This window comes from Paracoccus benzoatiresistens (assembly GCF_026913015.1).
GTDB lineage: Bacteria > Pseudomonadota > Alphaproteobacteria > Rhodobacterales > Rhodobacteraceae > Paracoccus > Paracoccus benzoatiresistens.
In genome coordinates this window covers 1-17,410 of the sequence record NZ_JAPTYD010000013.1, presented here as the reverse complement: position 1 = coordinate 17,410, position 17,410 = coordinate 1, and the positions used below count along the sequence as shown (strand labels likewise).

The following is a 17,410-nucleotide window of genomic DNA, read 5'->3' as shown; positions in this document are numbered from 1 at the left end:
CGCGGCCCCCGAGGGACAAGAAGGAGAGATTGATGTCAACCTATGACCTGATCGTCATCGGCGCCGGGCCGGGCGGCTATGTCTGCGCGATCCGCGCCGCGCAGCTGGGCCTGAAGGTCGCCTGCGTCGAAGGGCGCGAAACCCTGGGCGGCACCTGCCTGAACGTGGGCTGCATCCCGTCCAAGGCGCTGCTGCATACCAGCCACATGGCGCACGAGGCGCACGAGAATTTCGCCAAAATGGGCCTGAACGTCGGCAATGTCGACATCGACTGGCAGAAGATGCAGGGCTACAAGGCCGAAACGGTCGGCGGCAACACCAAGGGCATCGAGTTCCTGTTCAAGAAGAACAAGATCGACTGGCTGAAAGGCTGGGCCACGATCGAGGCGCCGGGCAAGGTCAAGGTCGGCGACACCACGCATGAAACGAAGAACGTCGTGATCGCCACGGGTTCGGTCCCCTCGGCCCTGAAGGGCGTCACGGTCGACAACGACGCGGGCATCATCGTGGATTCGACCGGTGTCCTGGCCCTGCCGAAGATCCCGGCATCCATGGTCGTGATCGGCGCGGGCGTGATCGGGCTGGAGCTGGGCTCGGTCTATGCCCGCCTTGGCACGCAGGTCACGGTGGTCGAATACCTGGACGCCATCACCCCCGGCATGGACGCCGAGGTGCAGAAGCAGTTCCAGAAGATCCTGACCAAGCAGGGCCTGAAGTTCGTCCTTGGCGCCGCCGTGTCGGGCGTCGAGACTGCCGAAGGCAAGGCCCGGGTCAGCTACACCCTGCGCAAGGACAACAGCGACCAGGCGCTGGAGGCCGAGGTCGTGCTGGTCGCCACCGGCCGCCGTCCCTATGTCGAAGGCCTGGGTCTCGACAAGCTGGGCGTCGCCATGACCGACCGCGGCTATGTCAAGGTGGACGGCCACTGGGCCACCTCGGTCCCCGGCATCTACGCCATCGGCGACGCCGCCCCCGGCCCGATGCTGGCCCATAAGGCCGAGGACGAGGGCATGGCCGTGGCCGAGGTGATCGCGGGCAAGCACGGCCACGTCAACTACGACGTGATCCCCGGCGTGATCTATACCATGCCCGAAGTCGCGGCCGTCGGCCTGACCGAGGAAGCCGCCAAGGCGGACGGGCGCAAGATCAAGGTCGGCAAGTTCCCCTTCATGGGCAATGCGCGCGCCAAGGCAGTCATGCAGGCCGATGGCTTCGTCAAGCTGATCGCCGATGCGGAAACCGACCGGATCCTCGGCTGCCACATCATCGGCCCGAACGCAGGCGAGATGATCCACGAGGTCTGCGTGGCGATGGAATTCGGCGCCGCCGCGCAGGATCTGGCGCTGACCTGCCATGCGCATCCGACGACCTCGGAAGCGGTGCGTGAAGCGGCCCTGGCCTGCGGAGATGGCGCGATCCATGTCTGACCTTGGTCGTCGTGGCCTGATCCTTGCAACCCTTGCCCTTGCCGCCTGTGGCGGCGGGGGCAGCCAGAAGATGCCGGCCGGCGTCCGGAGCAACGGGCTCTACCCGAATGAGACGCCGCATCTGCGATCGCGCATCAACTACTGGGCAGGGCACTACGAGGTGCCATCGGCCATGGTGCAACGGATCATCCTGCGGGAATCCCAGCACCGCCCCGGCGCCCGCAACGGTCCCTACTATGGCCTGATGCAGATCAACCCGCAGACCGCGCGGACCATGGGCCATCGGGGACCTGCCGCCAGCCTTCTGGATGCCGACACGAACCTGCGCTATGGCGTCAGATACCTGCGCGGCGCCTGGATGGTGGCCGATGGCGACCCGGACGAAACCGTTATGTGGTATCGGCGCGGCTATTACTATGAAGCCAAGCGCAAGGGCCTGCTGAAGAAGACCGGCCTGCGCGGTTAGGGCTTCTTCTTCATCCAAGTATCCTCGGGGGTGAATTGCGGTCGCCAGACCGCAAGAGGGGGCGCGAGCGCCCCCTTTCCGCGTCAGCCGTGCCGCGCCGCCTTCAAGGCCGCGACACCGGGCAGTTCCTTGCCTTCCATCCACTCCAGGAAGGCGCCCCCCGCGGTCGAGATGAAGGTGAAATCGCCCGCCACGCCCGCCTTGTTCAGTGCCGCGACCGTATCACCGCCGCCCGCGACCGAGGTCAGCTTGCCATCCCGCGTCAGCGTCGCCGCGGCCTGGGCCGCCGCGTTGGTGGCGCGGTCAAAGGGCTCGATCTCGAAGGCGCCAAGCGGGCCGTTCCAGATCAGCGTCTTGCACCGGGCCATAGCCTCGCGCAGCGCCTCGACCGTGGCGGGGCCCGCGTCCAGGATCATGGCATCCGCCGGGCACTGATCGACCGGCAGCACCTGCGATTCCGCGCCCGCCCTGAATTCGCGCGCCACCACGATGTCCAGCGGCAGGTGGATCGCGCAGCCGCCCTGGTCGGCCTTTTCCAGGATCTGGCGCGCGGTGTCGGCCATGTCGCGTTCGGCCAGCGACTTGCCCACCTCGACGCCCTTGGCCACCAGGAAGGTGTTGGCCATGCCGCCGCCGATCACCAGGTGATCGACCTTGTCGATCAGGTTCATCAGCAGATCGAGCTTGGTCGAGACCTTGGCCCCGCCCACCACCGCCATCACCGGGCGCTGCGGGCTGCCAAGGGCCGCGTCCAGCGCCTTCAGTTCCGCCTCCATCAGCCGCCCCGCCCCCGAAGGCAGCAGCCGCGCCAGCCCCTCGGTCGAGCCATGCGCCCGATGCGCGGCCGAAAAGGCGTCGTTCACATAGACCTTGCCAAGCGCCGCGATCGAGGCCGCGAAGGTCGCGTCGTTCGCTTCCTCGCCTTCATGGAAGCGGGTGTTTTCCAGCAGCGCCACATCGCCGGGCTTCAGGGCCGCCACCACGCGCTTGGCCGGGCCGCCGATGCAATCGTCGGCAAAGGCCACCGGCTGGCCAAGCGCCGCTTCCAGCGCCGGGACGATCTGCTTCAGGCTCATGGCATCCACGCGCTTGCCCTTGGGACGGTCGAAATGCGCCAGCAGGACCGGGATGCCCCCCCTGGCCTGGATGTCCTTGACGGTGGGCACGATCTTCTCGATCCGCGTCGCGTCGGTCACGCGGCCGTCTTCCACCGGCACGTTCACGTCCACGCGGGTCAGGACGACCTTGCCGTCCATGTCCAGGTCATCGATCGTCTTGAAATCGGCCATCGTTTCGTCCTTTCGGGCATCTTGGGGCGTTGGGGGCTTGTCCCGTATGGGGGTCCCCTCGTCAACACTCGCATAAGTATGATGGTTGCGTGAGGGGGTTTGCGCGTTGCCCTTGGGGCGGCAAAGCCCTAGACCAAGGACCGAACGTGGCAAAGGAGGGCCGCATGGCCGAGATCACCGATCCCGAAAACACCATCATCATCGAGCTGAAGGACGGCCCCGTCGTCATCGAGCTTCTGACCGATGTCGCCCCCAAGCATGCCGAGCGCATGAAGGAACTGGCCCGCGCCGGAAAATACGACAACGTGGCCTTCCACCGCGTGATCGAGGGCTTCATGGCCCAGACCGGCGACGTGCAGCACGCCAACATGGAACAGGACTACAACCCCGGCCGCGCGGGCACCGGCGGATCGGACCTGCCGGATCTTCCGGCAGAGTTCTCCAAGCTGCCCCATGACCGCGGCACCCTGGGCGCCGCGCGCTCGATGAACCCGAACAGCGCCAACAGCCAGTTCTTCATCAACTTCAAGGACAACCACTTCCTGAACGGCCAGTACACCGTTTACGGCCGCGTGATCTCGGGGATGGAGCATGTGGACAAGATCGCGCGGGGCGAGCCGCCCGCGAACCCGGACCGCATGATCTCGGTCAAGGTGGCTGCCGATGCGTAAGCTGCTGATCCCCGCATTCGTTCTGGCCGCCTCCGCCGGTTTCGCCCAGGAACCCGCCCACGAGGATGGCCCCGGCCCGAACATGGTGATCGAGGTCGCGGGCTCCGACGGCACCGCCAAGGGCACCATCACCCTGGACCTGCTGGCCGACAAGGCCCCGAACCATGTCGCGCGGCTGGTGGAGCTGGCGAAATCCGGCGCCTATGACGGCGTGGTCTTCCACCGCGTCATCGACGGCTTCATGGCCCAGACCGGTGACGTGGAGCATGGCAAGCATGACGGCGCCAGCACGGCCATGGCCGGCACCGGCGGATCCGACCTGCCGGACCTGGAGGCCGAGTTCAACGATGTCTCGTTCCAGGCGGGCACCGTTGGCATGGCGCGCGCCCAGGACCCGAACAGCGCCAACAGCCAGTTCTTCATCGACCTGGCGCCCGCGACCTTCCTGGACGGGCAATACACGGTCGTGGGCCAGCTGGTCGATGGCTGGGACGTGCTGACCGGGATCAAGAAGGGCGATGCGAACGCCAATGGCGCGGTCGAGGCGCCCGACTACATGGCAAAGGTCACGATCGTCGAATGACGTCGAAGGGGGCCGCGGCCCCCTTTTTCGCACTTGCAGCATCGGCTGTCGCGCGCCTATCTTTCGCGCGACATGGAACCGCGCGACCTTCCTGACGTGACCGAAATTACCCCCTCGGCCGGGGTCGAGCGCGCTTGTCACGGCTGGCGGGCGAAATGCCTGCAGCGGCTGGTCCGGATGCGCCTGCCGGTGCCGCGCAGCTTTGCCATCCCCGCGGAAACGGTGCAGTCGATCGCCACCGGCAAGCGCGCGGACCTGGGCGCGCTGTCGGACCTGTTCACGGAAGGCGACGGACTGGTCAGCGTCCGCCCCTCGGCCCTGATGCCGGAATGGGGGGGACCCCGGACGGTGCTGAATGTCGGCATCAACGACCAGACCCATGACCGGCTAGCGCGGCGCATCGGCAAGGCCAATGCCGACACGCTGTATCGCCGTTTTGTCCAAAGCTATGCGATCCATATCGCCCGGCTCGATCCCGACATGTTCGCCCAGGAGGGCGAGAATGCCCTGGCCGAGGCCCTGCGTCTTTACCGCGAGGAAACGGACGAGGATTTTCCCCAAGACCCCGCCACCCAGCTGGCCGAGGTGCTGCGCTCCATGGCGCGGGCCTGGGAAGGCCCGACCGCCCGGCTGCTGCGGCAGGCCAAGGGCGCGCCGCCTGACGCGCCCCTTGGGCTGGTCGTCCAGCAGATGGCGCTTGGCCTGGGGCCGGGCCTCTGCGGGTCGGGCAGCATCCAGTTCGTCGATTCCGTCACCGGCGCGCCCCGCGTCACCGGCCGCTTTCGCCGCCAGCATCACGGCGACACCGAAGGCGCCGGGGCCGAGACGCAGTTCCTGACCCGCGACGAACGCGGCCCCTCGCTGGAGGAAACCGCCCCCGAGGTCTTTGCCGACCTGATCCGCTTCGGCGTCGCCGCCCGCGAACGGCTGCGAGAGGAAATGCAGATCGAGTTCGTGGTCATGGAAGGCCAGGTTTCGGTCATCGACGCGACACGGGTGCAGCGCACCTCGCGCGCCAGCGTCCGCATCGCCGTGGCCCTGGCGCGCGACGGCATCATCCCGGAATCCGAGGCGGTGATGCGCGTCGAACCCCGCGCCCTGGCGGATCTGCTGCACCAGCAGGTCGATCCGCGCGCCCCGCGCGAGGTGATCGCCCGCGGCATCAACGCCAGTCCCGGCGCCGCCACCGGCCGGATCGTCTTTACCGCCGCGGCAGCCCAGGCCTCGGCGGCGCGGGACGAGGCCTGCATCCTGGTCCGCCGCGAAACCGCCCCCGAGGATGTGCGCGGCATGCACGCATCCGTGGGTGTCCTGACCGAACGCGGCGGCACGACCAGCCATGCGGCGGTGATCGCGCGCGGCATGGGCCTGCCCTGCATCGTCGGCGCATCCGGCATCAGCATCGACGCCCGCCACCGCACCCTGCGCGCGGGCGAGGTCACGCTGCTGGAAGGGGACGAGATCACCATCGACGGATCGACCGGAGAGGTTCTGGCGGGCCGCGTGCCTCTTCTGGAACCGGCGCTGGACGACAACTTTTCCCAGCTTCTGGATTGGGCCGACGCGGCGGGCGGCATCGGCGTGCGCGCCAATGCCGACACGCCCGAGGACGCGATGACCGCGCGGCGCTTCAATGCGCAGGGCATCGGGCTGTGCCGGACGGAACACATGTTCTTCGACGCCGACCGCCTGCCCGCCATGCGCGAGATGATCTTTGCCGACAAGCCCGAGGATCGCCGCCTGGCCCTGGACCGCATCCTGCCCATGCAGCGCCAGGACTTCACCGCGCTGTTCGAGATCATGGCCGGGTTGCCCGTCACCATCCGCCTGTTCGATCCCCCCTTGCACGAATTCCTGCCCCATGACCGCGAGGGCTTGCGCGAACTGGCCGATTCCCTGGACCTGCCCCTGTCCGACGTGACCCGCCGGGTCGAGGCCCTGACCGAATTCAATCCGATGCTGGGGATGCGCGGGGTCCGGCTGGGGATCACTGTCCCCGAGATTTATGACATGCAGGCCCGCGCCATCTTCGAGGCGACCGTGGATGCCAGCCGCAAGGGCGAGCCCGTGGTCCCCGAGATCATGATCCCCCTCGTCAGCGCCATGCGAGAGGTCGAGCTGGTCAAGAACCGCATCGACGCGGTCGCCGCCGCCGTGAAGAACGACCGGCGCACCGACTTTGCCTATCGCCTGGGGGTGATGGTTGAAACGCCCCGCGCCTGCCTGCGGGCGGGCGACATCGCCGCCCATTCCGCCTTCCTGTCCTTCGGCACGAACGACCTGACCCAGATGACCTACGGCCTGTCGCGCGACGATGCCGGGCGCTTCATGGGCACCTATGTCGGCCAGCATGTCTATGAGGAAGATCCCTTCCACTGCCTGGACCAGGACGGCGTGGGTGAACTGCTGCTGATGGGGGCGCAGCGCGCCCGCCAGCAGCGCCCGCAGATCACCATTTCCGTCTGCGGGGAACATGGCGGCAACCCCGAATCGATCGCCTTCTGCCATGAGGCGGGCTTCGACTATGTCTCCTGCTCGCCCTTCCGGGTGCCGGTGGCCCGCCTGGCGGCGGCGCAATCGGCGCTTCGGGCGCGTTTGCGCGATCCTGAAAACCGGCGATTCGGCTAGAAAACGAATCAGATTTTCCGCATTTAAGTCCCTGTAATTAGGTCCGAAGTGGACCTAGTTCCGCCTGCCCTTGCCGAAATCTGCCGGTCCGGGTTTTCGAGGCCGGCAGGATGCCGCCGAAAACAGGCGATTTGACGGCTTCCGGGCTGCTCGCGGAAAAGTACGGTCGCCCGGCCGGTCCCTAAAACCGTAATCATTCCGCTGATCCCGCGGCCTGCCATCTGCCTTGGTCCCGCGGCGCTGTTAACGACCTGTCCACTCGGCAAGGTTATGGGAATGCTTATGAAAACGCTGCTTCAGCGGTTGGCGCCGTTTTGCCTGTGCGCCGCCGCCCTGACCCTGACTGCGACAAGCGCCCTGGCGGGCAACGGATCGCTTTTCACGACCAACTCAGGGCTTTTCGAGGCCCCGACCCGGGCTGCCGCCCATGTCGGGCATGCGTCCCGACCGAAGCCGCTTCTATACACGGGTGCCGATCCTGTGAAGGTGGAAAACCCTGTTCTGGAAGAAAATCCCGACGCCCACCTGTTTCTTGCCAGCAGCGCCAAGACCGCGCGGGGCCGCTTTGACGAGCGCGACCTGAACTGCCTGGCCGAGGCGATCTATCACGAGGCGCGCGGCGAAAGCAGACAAGGCCAGGCCGCCGTGGCCGAGGTGATCCTGAACCGCGTGGACAGCAGGAAATTTCCCTCCTCGGTCTGCGGGGTGGTGAACCAGCCCAGCCAGTTCAGCTACACCATCGGCGGACGCAAGGCGATCGGCAACAAGGCAGCCTATCTGCGCGCCCGCGACATCGCGCGCCGCGCGCTGTCTGGCGCGCCGCGCGTCCTGACCGGCGGGGCCACCTATTTCCACACTCCCGCGGTCAGCCCCTCCTGGTCGCGCCGCTTCCAACGCACGGTGCAGATCGGGCGGCACATCTTCTATCGCCCCGGCGGCCGGCAGGTCGCCTCGAACTGAGGGGCTCCGTGCGGGTGGGCTTGCCTGCGGGCGGGATTTCCTGTGAATGGCAGGCATGAACCAGCCTGACCGCATCCACCTGCGCGACCATGTCATCGAAGCCGAGATCGGCGCCTTCCAGTCCGAGCGCGGCCAGACGCAGCGCCTGCGCTTCAACCTGACGGTCGATCTGCGCGATCCCGTGGGCGGGACGGACGACCATGTGGATCGCATCCTGTCCTATGACGTTCTGGTCCAGGCGATCGAGACTGCCCTGGCCGACCAGCGCTACAACCTGGTCGAGACCCTGGCCGAGCGCATTGCGGCCGAGGTTCTGGCCGATCCCCGCGCCGCCCGGATCGAGGTCTGCGTGGAAAAGCTGGACCGGGTGCCCGGCGCCCTGGGCATCACGATCAGCCGGGACGCGGGCCGGATGGAAGTCGTCCGGCAGCACCTGCCCGCGCGGATCGTCGTGGGCCATCCCGCGACCCTGCCGCAAGGCGCCGTGATCCTGCTGCCTGCCACCCCTGCGGGACCCCCGCCGCAAGGCGGCAACCCCCGGCGCATCGCCCTGCTGGGTCTTGACCAGGCCGCCTGGATCCTCGCTGCGACCCTGGGCGTCGAGGTCGCCGAGACGCGCACCGAACTGGACGCGGCCATCCGCGACGAACGTCCCGTCGTCTGGGCACCCGCACGGCTGGCAGTCGAAGCCCCCGCAACCCCTGCGGAAGCCCCCGCCCTGGCCTTCTGGCTGGCCTCTCGCCTGTCGGCGGATCGCGTGGATTTCGCGACAACAGCCACGCTGCCCACACCGCCTGACGGGATTGCCGCAGGCAGCATCCCAGGGGCCGCGGGATGACGCTTTATTATCGCCCCCTGCCCATCCCCCATGGCCGCCATGTCCTTGCCGGGGGCTGGACGCGCTTTTCGCAGGTCGAGGTTCTGGAACGCGGCTGCACGCCCCGGGTCAGCAACGAAATCCCGCCTGCCGTGCTGGCAGCGCTGACAGCCCCTCGCGCCGATCTGACAGGCCTGTCGCTGGATCGCCCCCGCGTCATGGGCATCGTGAATGCCACCCCGGACAGCTTCTCGGACGGCGGCAGCTATGATCCGGTCCGCCACGGCCGGCAACTGATCCACGAGGGCGCGGACATCCTGGACATCGGCGGCGAATCGACCCGTCCCGGCTCGGCCGAGGTGCCCGTGCCCGAGGAGATCGACCGCATCGCGCCACCGATCCGCGCGCTGTCCGGCAGCGCCCCCGTTTCCGCCGACACCCGCAAGGCCGCCGTGGCGCAGGCCGCGCTTGAGGCCGGGGCGGCGATGATCAACGACGTGTCGGGATTTGACTTCGACCCTGCGCTGGCCCCGCTGGTGGCGCGTGCGCAGGTGCCGGTCTGCCTGATGCACGCCCAGGGGCTGCCTGCGACCATGCAGGACGATCCGCGCTATGACGACGTGCTGCTGGATGTCTATGACGCGCTGGAGGCCCGCATCCGCCGGGCCGAGGCGGCGGGCATCCCGCGAAGCCGCATCGTCGTCGATCCCGGCATCGGCTTTGGCAAGACGCAGGCACATAATCTTGCCATTCTACGGCGGATTTCGCTGTATCATGGGCTTGGCTGCGCGATCCTGCTGGGCGTCTCGCGCAAGCGGTTCATCGGCGCGATAGGCGGGGCAGAGGTTCCTGCCGACCGTTCGCCCGGCACGCTTGCGCTGACCCTTGCGGCCGTCGCGCAGGGTATACAGGTTCACCGCGTCCATGACGTTCGCGGTCTGGTTCAAGGGTTGCGGCTGTGGCAGGCCGTCAATGACAACGAAAAGGCAGAATGATGAGCAGAGGCTTGTTCGGGACCGACGGCGTTCGCGGCCGCGCCAATACCCACCCCATGACGGCCGAGATGGCGCTGCGCCTTGGCGCCGCTGCCGGCCGGTATTTCCGCCGCGACGGGCATGACAGCGTGCATCGCGTGGTGATCGGCAAGGACACGCGCCTGTCGGGATACATGCTGGAAAACGCGCTGACGGCGGGGCTGACCAGCACCGGCATGAACGTGCTGCTGCTGGGCCCGGTGCCGACGCCCGCCGTGGGTTTCCTGACCCGATCAATGCGGGCGGATGTGGGCATCATGATCTCGGCCAGCCACAACCCGGCCGAGGACAACGGCATCAAGTTCTTCGGCCCCGACGGCTTCAAGCTGTCCGACGAGGCCGAGGCCGAGATCGAGCGCATCGTCGCCGGAGAGATCATTCCCGCGCAGCCCGCCAATATCGGCCGGGCCAGGCGGATCGACGACGGCCGCGGCCGCTATGTCGAATATGCCAAGACGACCTTCCCCGCAGGCCAGCGGCTGGACGGGCTGAAGGTGGTGATCGACTGCGCCAACGGCGCGGCTTATCGCGCCGCGCCGGACGTGCTGTGGGAACTGGGCGCCGACGTGATTCGCATCGGGGTCGATCCCGACGGGCGGAACATCAATGCAGGCGTCGGCTCGACTCACCCCGAGGCCTGCGCGCGGGCGGTTCTGGACCATGGCGCGCATCTGGGCATCAGCCTGGACGGCGATGCCGACCGGGTCATCATCATCGACGAGAAAGGCCGCGTCGCCGACGGCGACCAGATCATGGCGCTGATGGCGGCCCGCTGGGCGCAACAAGGGCGGCTGCGCGGCAATGCGCTGGTCGCGACTGTGATGTCGAACCTGGGGCTGGAACATTTCCTGCAAGGCCAGGGCCTGCGGCTGGAACGCACCAAGGTGGGCGACCGCTACGTGGTCGAGCGGATGCGCGAGGGCGGCTTCAACCTGGGCGGCGAGCAGTCGGGCCATATCGTGATGACCGACTATGCCACCACCGGCGACGGGCTGATCGCGGCCATGCAGTTCCTGGCGGCCATGGCCGAAACAGGCCAGAACGCCAGCACGCTTGCCGCGCAGTTCGATCCCGTGCCGCAACTGCTGAAGAATGTGCGCTATGCCGCGGGCGCCGATCCGCTGTCGGCGGCCGAGGTTCGCGCCGTCATCGCCGATGCCGAGGCGCGCCTGGCAGGCACCGGCCGCGTGCTGATCCGCAAGTCGGGCACCGAATCCCTGATCCGCGTCATGGCCGAGGCCGAGAACGAGACCGTCCTGCGCGAGGTCGTGGACGGGATCGTCGCGGCGGTTGAAAAGGCGGCCTGACGCCGCAGGCGCCGGGGGTTTCACACCCCCGGATCCCCATGGGATATCTTGACCAGAACGAGAGGTCAGCCCGCCTCTGCCACCGGATCGAAGTCATAGATCCAGTCGAAGCGCGACAGCAGCGCTGAAGGGGCAATGAGGCCCCCGATCCGCAGCGCGGCATGGGCGGCAAGGCGCTTGGGCCCGCTCAGGTGATAGTTGCGCGCGTTGTCCCTGGCGGCGGCCACGATGCGGGACGTGCGCGGCTTGCGCAGGTTCTCGTATCGGGACAGGGCGGTCGCCTGGTCCGGCGTCGCGTCCAGAGAGGCGGCCAGGATCCAGGCATCCTCGATCGCCATGCAGGCGCCCTGCGCCATGAAGGGCAGTGTCGGATGCGCGGCATCGCCCAGGATCGCCATGCGCCCATCCTGCCAACGCGCCGCGACCTGGTGCAGGAACAGCCCCCAGACATGGACGGCATGGACCTGCGCCAGCCAGTCCGGCACCGGGCCGCGGAAGTCGGCGAAGGCCGCGCGCAGATTGGCGGGATCGTCGGGATGGGACCAGCCTTCGTCCTGCCAGTCGCGCGTTTCCAGCACGGCCACGATGTTGCGCAAGCCGCCCGCCAGGGGATAGCTGACCAGATGGCGGCCGGCGCCCATGAAGACCTGCGCCTCGGGCGTCTGGTCTTCATGGGAAATCACCGCCCGCCAGGCAGTCTGGCCGGTGAAGAAGGGAACCTCTCGCCCGTTCAGCGCGGCGCGGATGCGGCTGTGCAGGCCATCGGCGCCGATCAGCAGCGGCCCGTCCGGAGGCGTGGCGACATCCCGCCCCAGTTCGATTCGCGCCCCGGCGGAAAGGGCCGCCTGTTCCAGGACCTCGATCAGCCGGGCGCGATGGATCAGGCGGAAACGGGCGTCGGGCCGATGGCGGGCCAGATCCAGCCGCACGACCTCGGCACCCTGGGCATCGCGCAGCCGCACTGCCCGGCTTGGCAGCGACATGGCGTCAAGCGCCGGGCCAAGGCCAAGCGCGTCCAGCACCCGCATCGCATTGGGCGAAAGCTGCAAGCCCGCCCCGACCTCGGCAATGGCGGGGGCGCGTTCCAGAACGGTGACCTCGGCGCCGCGCCTGCGCAGCGCAAGCGCAGCAGTCAGGCCCGCGACGCCGCCGCCGACGATGGTCACAGGCCGCGATTGCAGGGCACCCGACACCGAGGGATCAGTCGTCGCGATGAACCCGCTCGCGCCGCTCGTGGCGTTCCTGCGCTTCCAGCGTCATGGTGGCGATCGGGCGCGCGTCCAGCCGCTTGAGGCTGATCGGTTCGCCCGTCATCTCGCAATAACCGTATTCACCCGTCTCGATCCGGCGCAGGGCCGCGTCGATCTTGCTGACCAGCTTGCGCTGGCGGTCGCGCGTCCGAAGCTCCAGCGCGCGGTCGGTTTCCTCGCTGGCGCGGTCGGCAAGGTCCGGGACGGACCGGGCGCTGTCCTGCAGGCCTTCCAGCGTCTCGGCCGATTGGTCCAGCAGTTCCTGTTTCCAGGTTTCCAGCTTGCGCCGGAAATATTCAAGCTGCCGGTCGTTCATAAAGGGCTCATCCTCGGCGGGACGATAATCCTGAGGCAGGAAGGTCTGGGCTTTCATAAATCCTCTCCGGCAGAGCCGGCTGCAACTCGAACCGGCACCCTTGCGCGCCCCCTTAAAGTATGACGTGCTTCTTGTCAAAAGGCGAAACGTTTAGGACTAATCAACAGCAACTCCGGACGTTGCCGTGCCACAACCGGTTCACCTGAAAGGAGAGTTTGATGCAGTTCACCGGCACCGACCGATATGTCGCCCCGCCCGATCTGGCGATAGCGGTCAATGCCGCCGTGACGCTGGAACGCCCCCTGCTGGTCAAGGGCGAGCCCGGCACCGGCAAGACCGAACTGGCCCGGCAGGTGGCCGGAAGCCTGTCCCTTCCGATCATCGAATGGCACGTGAAATCAACCACGAAGGCACAACAGGGGTTGTATGAATACGACGCCGTCAGCCGGCTGCGCGACAGCCAGTTGGGAGATGCGCGGGTCCATGACGTGTCGAACTATATCCGCAAGGGCAAGCTGTGGCAGGCCTTCGAGGCGCCGCAGAAAGTCGTGCTGCTGATCGACGAAATCGACAAGGCGGATATCGAGTTTCCGAACGACCTTCTGCAGGAACTCGACCGGATGGAGTTTCACGTTTACGAGACGGGCGAGACCATAAGGGCCGCGCACAGGCCGGTGGTCGTCATCACCTCGAACAATGAAAAGGAACTGCCCGACGCCTTTCTGCGGCGCTGCTTCTTTCACTACATCCGCTTTCCGGACGCCGAAACGCTGCGCGCCATCGTGGACGTGCATTATCCCGGCCTGAAGCGTGCCCTGCTGGATCAGGCGCTGCACCAGTTCTTCGAGCTGCGCGACACGCCGGGGCTGAAGAAGAAGCCCTCGACCAGCGAGCTTCTGGACTGGCTGAAGCTGATCCTGTCCGAGGATCTGGCGCCCGAGGAGCTGAAACGCGATCCCCACACCATGCTGCCGCGCCTGCATGGCGCGCTGCTGAAGAACGAACAGGACGTCGCCCTGTTCGAGAAACTGGCCTTCATGGCGCGGCGGCAGCGATGATCGTCCGCCCCCTGCGCCCCGGCGACAAGGACCAGTGGCAGCGACTTTATGACGGCTATCATCGCTTCTATGACCGTCGCGACCTGCCGCAGGATTTCTTCGACGGGGTGTTCGACCGGTTGATGGCGGGTGATCCCCTGGATTTCCACGCCTTGGTCGCCGAGGATGACGGCCGCCTGCTTGGCCTGACGCATTACGTCTTTCACCCGCACATGTGGTTCCCCGAAGGCGTCTGCTATCTGCAGGACCTGTTCACGGCACCTGAAGCGCGCGGCAAGGGCGTGGGCCGCGCGCTGATCGAGGAGGTCTATGCCGCAGCCGATCAGGCCGGCCGGCCCCGCGTCTACTGGCTGACGCAGGAATTCAACTACGCAGGCCGGATGCTGTATGACCGCGTGGGCGTGCGGTCGCCCTTCATCCGCTATAACCGGCCCTTGTAGGTCAGGGGCGGCATCAACGGGCCGCCCCTTCCGCTTTGCTCAGTTCGCCGGCGTCTGCTCCTCGGCCGGGGCCTCGCCCATGGGCACGACGGGCTCGGAGGGTTCGGGCGCGCCGGTATCGGTGCCCATCGGCGGGGGCATGTCGCCCGGCGCGGGGGCTGCCGCGCCATCGCCCGTCGCCGGGGGATTTCCCTCGGGCAGGCGTTCCTGGTCGCGCTCGGCCTCGGGCGACGGAGCGCCTGTGTCGCCGCCCGGCACCGGGGGATGGCCTTCGGGCAGGCGGCCATGGTCGCGATCGCGTTCGGGAGAGGGTCCGCCGGTGTCGCGGCCCGGCATCCGCCCATGGCCTTCATGCCCGTGCATCGGGCCGCAATCCTGCCCGGTCAGGGCGAATTCCATCTCGACCTGGGCGGCCATCGCCAGCTCGCCCGCGGCGATCGGCACCTTGGCCGAATCCGCCGCCGCCCGGGCTTCCATCATCATCGGGCGCGGACCTTCCGGCATCGGGGCATCGCGCAGCACCAGAACGGGGCCAAGGGTCAGACCCGCAGCCTCGGCCAGCACCTCGGCCTTGTGGCGCGCGTCGGTGACCGCGGCGCGGCGGGCCTCGTCCTGCGAGGCGGCACTGTCATCGCGGGTGAAGCTGATGCCGTTGATCTCGTTGGCGCCTGCCGTGACGATGCTGTCCAGGACCTCGCCAAGCCGGGGCACGTCCTTGACCCGCACCGAGACCATGTTGCTGGCCTGATAGCCCGTCACCGTGGGCGCGCGGCCCTCGCCATAGTCCATCAGCGGGTTGAGGTTCAGGCCCGAGGTCTGGACATCGGCAGGGGCGATCCCTGCGCCGGTCAGCGCCTCGATCACGGAGGTCTGCTGCGCGGAATTCTGGCGCATCGCCTCGGCCGCACTGGGGGCCTGCGTGGTCACGCCCAACTGGATCGTCGCCATGTCGGGGGCCACGCGCGCTTCGCCCTCGCCCGTGACGGTCAGGCGCGACATGCCCGGATGGCACATGTGATGGCCGCCCTTGCCGGGCGCGGCCAGGGCCGGGGCGCCAAGCGCCAGCGCCGTCGATGCCACCAGGGCAGCCCTTGCCAGCCTGCGCGAAACCTGTGTCATGTCCTTGTCCTCTTTGCGGAAAAACCCGTGCCACAGCTAACACCGGGCCAGGCGGTGCAGTTCAAGGCAAATCCGTTCACAGCTGCGCCAGATTCGCTTTCCCCATCCCGCAATTTCCGGTAGATCTGGGACAATCCCCACCAAATCGCGGGCCTCAACACGCGATCGTAATCGAGCAGCCATTGATACCATGAACAGACATATTGCGCCGCCTGACTTTGCCATGAGCTTCACGCAAGAGGCGGTCCTGCTTGAACATCGCGACGGGCATGGCTGGCGGCCCCTGGGCCATGCCCAGTTTGCCGGGCGCGAGATGACGGCCCGGCTGGCGGCGCTGCGCGATCGGGCAGGCGTTTCGCCGGGCGATCTGGACACGGTTCTTGTCATTCCCGACGATCAGATCCTTTACACGACCCTGACCGTTCCCGTGGGATCGGACACCCCGAAGGCCATCGCCCGCGCGCTGGAAGCGATGACCCCCTATTTGGCCGAGGAGCTGGCCTTCGACTGGTGCCCCTCGGCCGATGGCGACATCGAGACGCTGCGCATCGCCGCCGTCGCCCGCCGCACGCTGGAAGAGGCCGAGGATTTCGCCCGCGCGCAGGGCTTCCGCCCCACGGGCTTCGTGGCGCGCCCGGATGACGCGCGCTTCGACGGCCAGCCCGATTTCGGTCCAAGCCGGCTGGCCGACGGCCGCCTTACCCGCCAGCCCTTCAGCGAGCCCGACCTGGCGCAGGCCCGCGTGACCGATCCGGTCGTCGCAGATCCCGTGGTCGAGGCGTCGGCGGCGCTTGCAGTCCCGGCCACGGCCATTTCCCGCATCGTGCCGCATGTGGTGCTGACCCGGCCCGAAGCGCAGCCTGTTGCCGCCGAACCCGCATCCGAGGCCGCGCCCGTCGCGGTCGCGCCTGCGGCCCCGGCGGCGGCTGCTCCGGTGATCCGGCACGGTGAAGCCAGGTCTCCGGCCGCGCCGCGTCCCCTGCCGCCGCGCGCGCAGGCCGTCCATGAGCGGGCGCGCCAGGCCCGCGCCGTCCGCGACGCCGCGCCCGAGGAGGCCGGGGCGCCCGCCCCCTCGGTGCTGACCCGGTTGCGCCGCCTGGATCCCGGCCGCCTGCCGGTGATGATGGGCCTGCTGGTCCTGGCGCTTGTGGCCGTGCTGGCCTTTTTCGGCTCCAGGCCCTCGGGTCAGGCCGTGCCCCCGGCAGAGGAGATCGCGGCCCCGGCGCCTGCCCCGCAGCCGGTCGAAACCGCGCCGGTCCCGGAGCCTGCCGATGTCGCTGCGGCGACCCAGACGGCGGCACCCGATCCCGCACTGCCCGATCCCGCACTGCCTGATCCTGCGCTCCTCGAACCTGCCGTGCCGACCGAAACGGCTGAAGCCCCGGCGGCGGACGAACCCGTGGGCGAAGCCCTGCCCCCTGCCACCGTGCCCGCTCCGGCCGAGCCGACCTTGGCCGCCCCGGCCCCTTCTGCTGCCCCGGCGCAGCCGCAGACCGCCACGGTTGATGCGACCCCGCCCGCCCCGGCTCCGGCGCGGAGCCAGCCGGAGGCCGCAACTCCGGGCACCGTCACGGCAACGCGCCCCCTGCCCGCACCTGCGCAGCCGCAGGCGCAGGCACCTGCCGCCACCGGCGACGACGCGCTGAGCCAGGCGCTGGCCCAGGCCATGAAACCCCAGGACGCTGCCTCCTCCGGGGCGCCCATCAGCGCCGCGACCATGGCAAGCGATCTGGCCGATGCGCCGCGCCCGACTGCCACGGCATCCGCGCCAGCAGCATCCGCGACCCCGGCACCTGCCGCCAAGATCCCGCCTGCCGCCGCCGCATCCGCGACCCCGGCACCTGCCGCCAAGGTCCCGCCTGCCGCCGCCGCACCCGCGCCCAGCACCGCAACCGCAGCCGCAGCCGCGCCACGCAGCCCGGCCCCGGCCCGGCAGCAACTGGCAAGCTCGGCCCGTCCTCCGCGCGTCGCGCCCGTGCGCGCCTCCGCCCCCACCCGGACGGATGCCCGCCCGGCGGTGCCCGCCAACCCCCGGCCTTATGCGG

At 68.4% G+C, this 17,410-nt stretch carries 15 protein-coding genes and 1 pseudogene; 12 read left to right on the top strand and 4 right to left on the bottom strand.

What is annotated here, in order from left to right:
* Positions 1-32 precede the first annotated feature (32 nt).
* Together lpdA and OU682_RS11070 are read left to right on the top strand one after the other, a co-directional pair.
* Positions 33-1,427: a dihydrolipoyl dehydrogenase gene (gene lpdA / locus OU682_RS11075; RefSeq protein WP_268942180.1), complete on the top strand. Its 1,395-nt coding sequence runs from the start codon at positions 33-35 to the stop codon at positions 1,425-1,427.
* A complete protein-coding gene (locus tag OU682_RS11070; protein ID WP_268942179.1) occupies positions 1,420-1,893 on the top strand; it encodes a transglycosylase SLT domain-containing protein in 474 nt (157 codons plus the stop codon). Before lpdA ends, OU682_RS11070 begins: the two co-directional genes overlap by 8 nt.
* 83 nt (positions 1,894-1,976) lie before the next feature.
* On the opposite strand, the gene OU682_RS11065 is transcribed toward OU682_RS11070, so the two are convergent.
* Positions 1,977-3,182: a phosphoglycerate kinase gene (locus tag OU682_RS11065; RefSeq protein WP_268942178.1), complete on the bottom strand. Its 1,206-nt coding sequence runs from the start codon at positions 3,180-3,182 to the stop codon at positions 1,977-1,979.
* Between the two features lie 164 nt (positions 3,183-3,346).
* On the opposite strand from OU682_RS11065, the gene OU682_RS11060 reads away from it, so the two are divergent.
* From OU682_RS11060 to glmM, 7 genes are all read left to right on the top strand, one after another.
* A complete protein-coding gene (locus OU682_RS11060) occupies positions 3,347-3,853 on the top strand; it encodes a peptidylprolyl isomerase (RefSeq protein WP_268942177.1) in 507 nt (168 codons plus the stop codon).
* Positions 3,846-4,436: a peptidylprolyl isomerase gene (locus OU682_RS11055; protein ID WP_268942176.1), complete on the top strand. Its 591-nt coding sequence runs from the start codon at positions 3,846-3,848 to the stop codon at positions 4,434-4,436. Before OU682_RS11060 ends, OU682_RS11055 begins: the two co-directional genes overlap by 8 nt.
* Before the next feature lie 72 nt (positions 4,437-4,508).
* Complete coding sequence (locus OU682_RS11050; protein ID WP_268942247.1) at positions 4,509-7,064, top strand: putative PEP-binding protein; 2,556 nt, start codon at positions 4,509-4,511, stop codon at positions 7,062-7,064.
* A 282-nt stretch (positions 7,065-7,346) separates the two neighbouring features.
* Positions 7,347-8,024 (top strand): cell wall hydrolase, encoded by a 678-nt coding sequence (locus tag OU682_RS11045; RefSeq protein ID WP_268942175.1) that lies wholly within the window; start codon positions 7,347-7,349, stop codon positions 8,022-8,024.
* 55 nt (positions 8,025-8,079) lie between these two features.
* The gene (locus tag OU682_RS11040) at positions 8,080-8,862 is read left to right on the top strand and encodes a dihydroneopterin aldolase (RefSeq protein WP_268942174.1); all 783 of its coding nucleotides are present in this window, start codon (positions 8,080-8,082) and stop codon (positions 8,860-8,862) included.
* Positions 8,859-9,836 carry a dihydropteroate synthase gene (gene folP, locus OU682_RS11035; protein ID WP_268942173.1) on the top strand — a complete coding sequence of 326 codons (978 nt, stop codon included), beginning with the start codon at positions 8,859-8,861 and terminating at the stop codon, positions 9,834-9,836. The genes OU682_RS11040 and folP overlap by 4 nt, the downstream gene beginning before the upstream one ends.
* Positions 9,836-11,182 (top strand): phosphoglucosamine mutase, encoded by a 1,347-nt coding sequence (glmM, locus tag OU682_RS11030; RefSeq protein ID WP_268942172.1) that lies wholly within the window; start codon positions 9,836-9,838, stop codon positions 11,180-11,182. Before folP ends, glmM begins: the two co-directional genes overlap by 1 nt.
* 65 nt (positions 11,183-11,247) lie before the next feature.
* Here the strand turns inward: glmM and OU682_RS11025 are convergent, their stop codons facing one another.
* Positions 11,248-12,375 (bottom strand): FAD-dependent oxidoreductase, encoded by a 1,128-nt coding sequence (locus tag OU682_RS11025; protein WP_268942171.1) that lies wholly within the window; start codon positions 12,373-12,375, stop codon positions 11,248-11,250.
* A gap of 7 nt (positions 12,376-12,382) precedes the next feature.
* Positions 12,383-12,805 carry an RNA polymerase-binding protein DksA gene (dksA, locus tag OU682_RS11020; protein WP_268942170.1) on the bottom strand — a complete coding sequence of 141 codons (423 nt, stop codon included), beginning with the start codon at positions 12,803-12,805 and terminating at the stop codon, positions 12,383-12,385.
* Between the two features lie 161 nt (positions 12,806-12,966).
* Here dksA and OU682_RS11015 point away from each other — a divergent pair, with 161 nt between their 5' ends.
* Complete coding sequence (locus tag OU682_RS11015; RefSeq protein ID WP_268942169.1) at positions 12,967-13,806, top strand: AAA family ATPase; 840 nt, start codon at positions 12,967-12,969, stop codon at positions 13,804-13,806.
* On the top strand, positions 13,803-14,246 hold the full coding sequence (locus tag OU682_RS11010; RefSeq protein ID WP_268942168.1) for a GNAT family N-acetyltransferase: 444 nt from the start codon (positions 13,803-13,805) through the stop codon (positions 14,244-14,246). Before OU682_RS11015 ends, OU682_RS11010 begins: the two co-directional genes overlap by 4 nt.
* Before the next feature lie 39 nt (positions 14,247-14,285).
* Here the strand turns inward: OU682_RS11010 and OU682_RS11005 are convergent, their stop codons facing one another.
* Positions 14,286-15,365 (bottom strand): SIMPL domain-containing protein, encoded by a 1,080-nt coding sequence (locus tag OU682_RS11005; RefSeq protein WP_268942167.1) that lies wholly within the window; start codon positions 15,363-15,365, stop codon positions 14,286-14,288.
* Positions 15,366-15,588: 223 nt separating this feature from the next.
* On the opposite strand from OU682_RS11005, the pseudogene OU682_RS11000 reads away from it, so the two are divergent.
* Positions 15,589-17,410, top strand: a pseudogene (locus OU682_RS11000) (hypothetical protein); the annotation flags it as partial.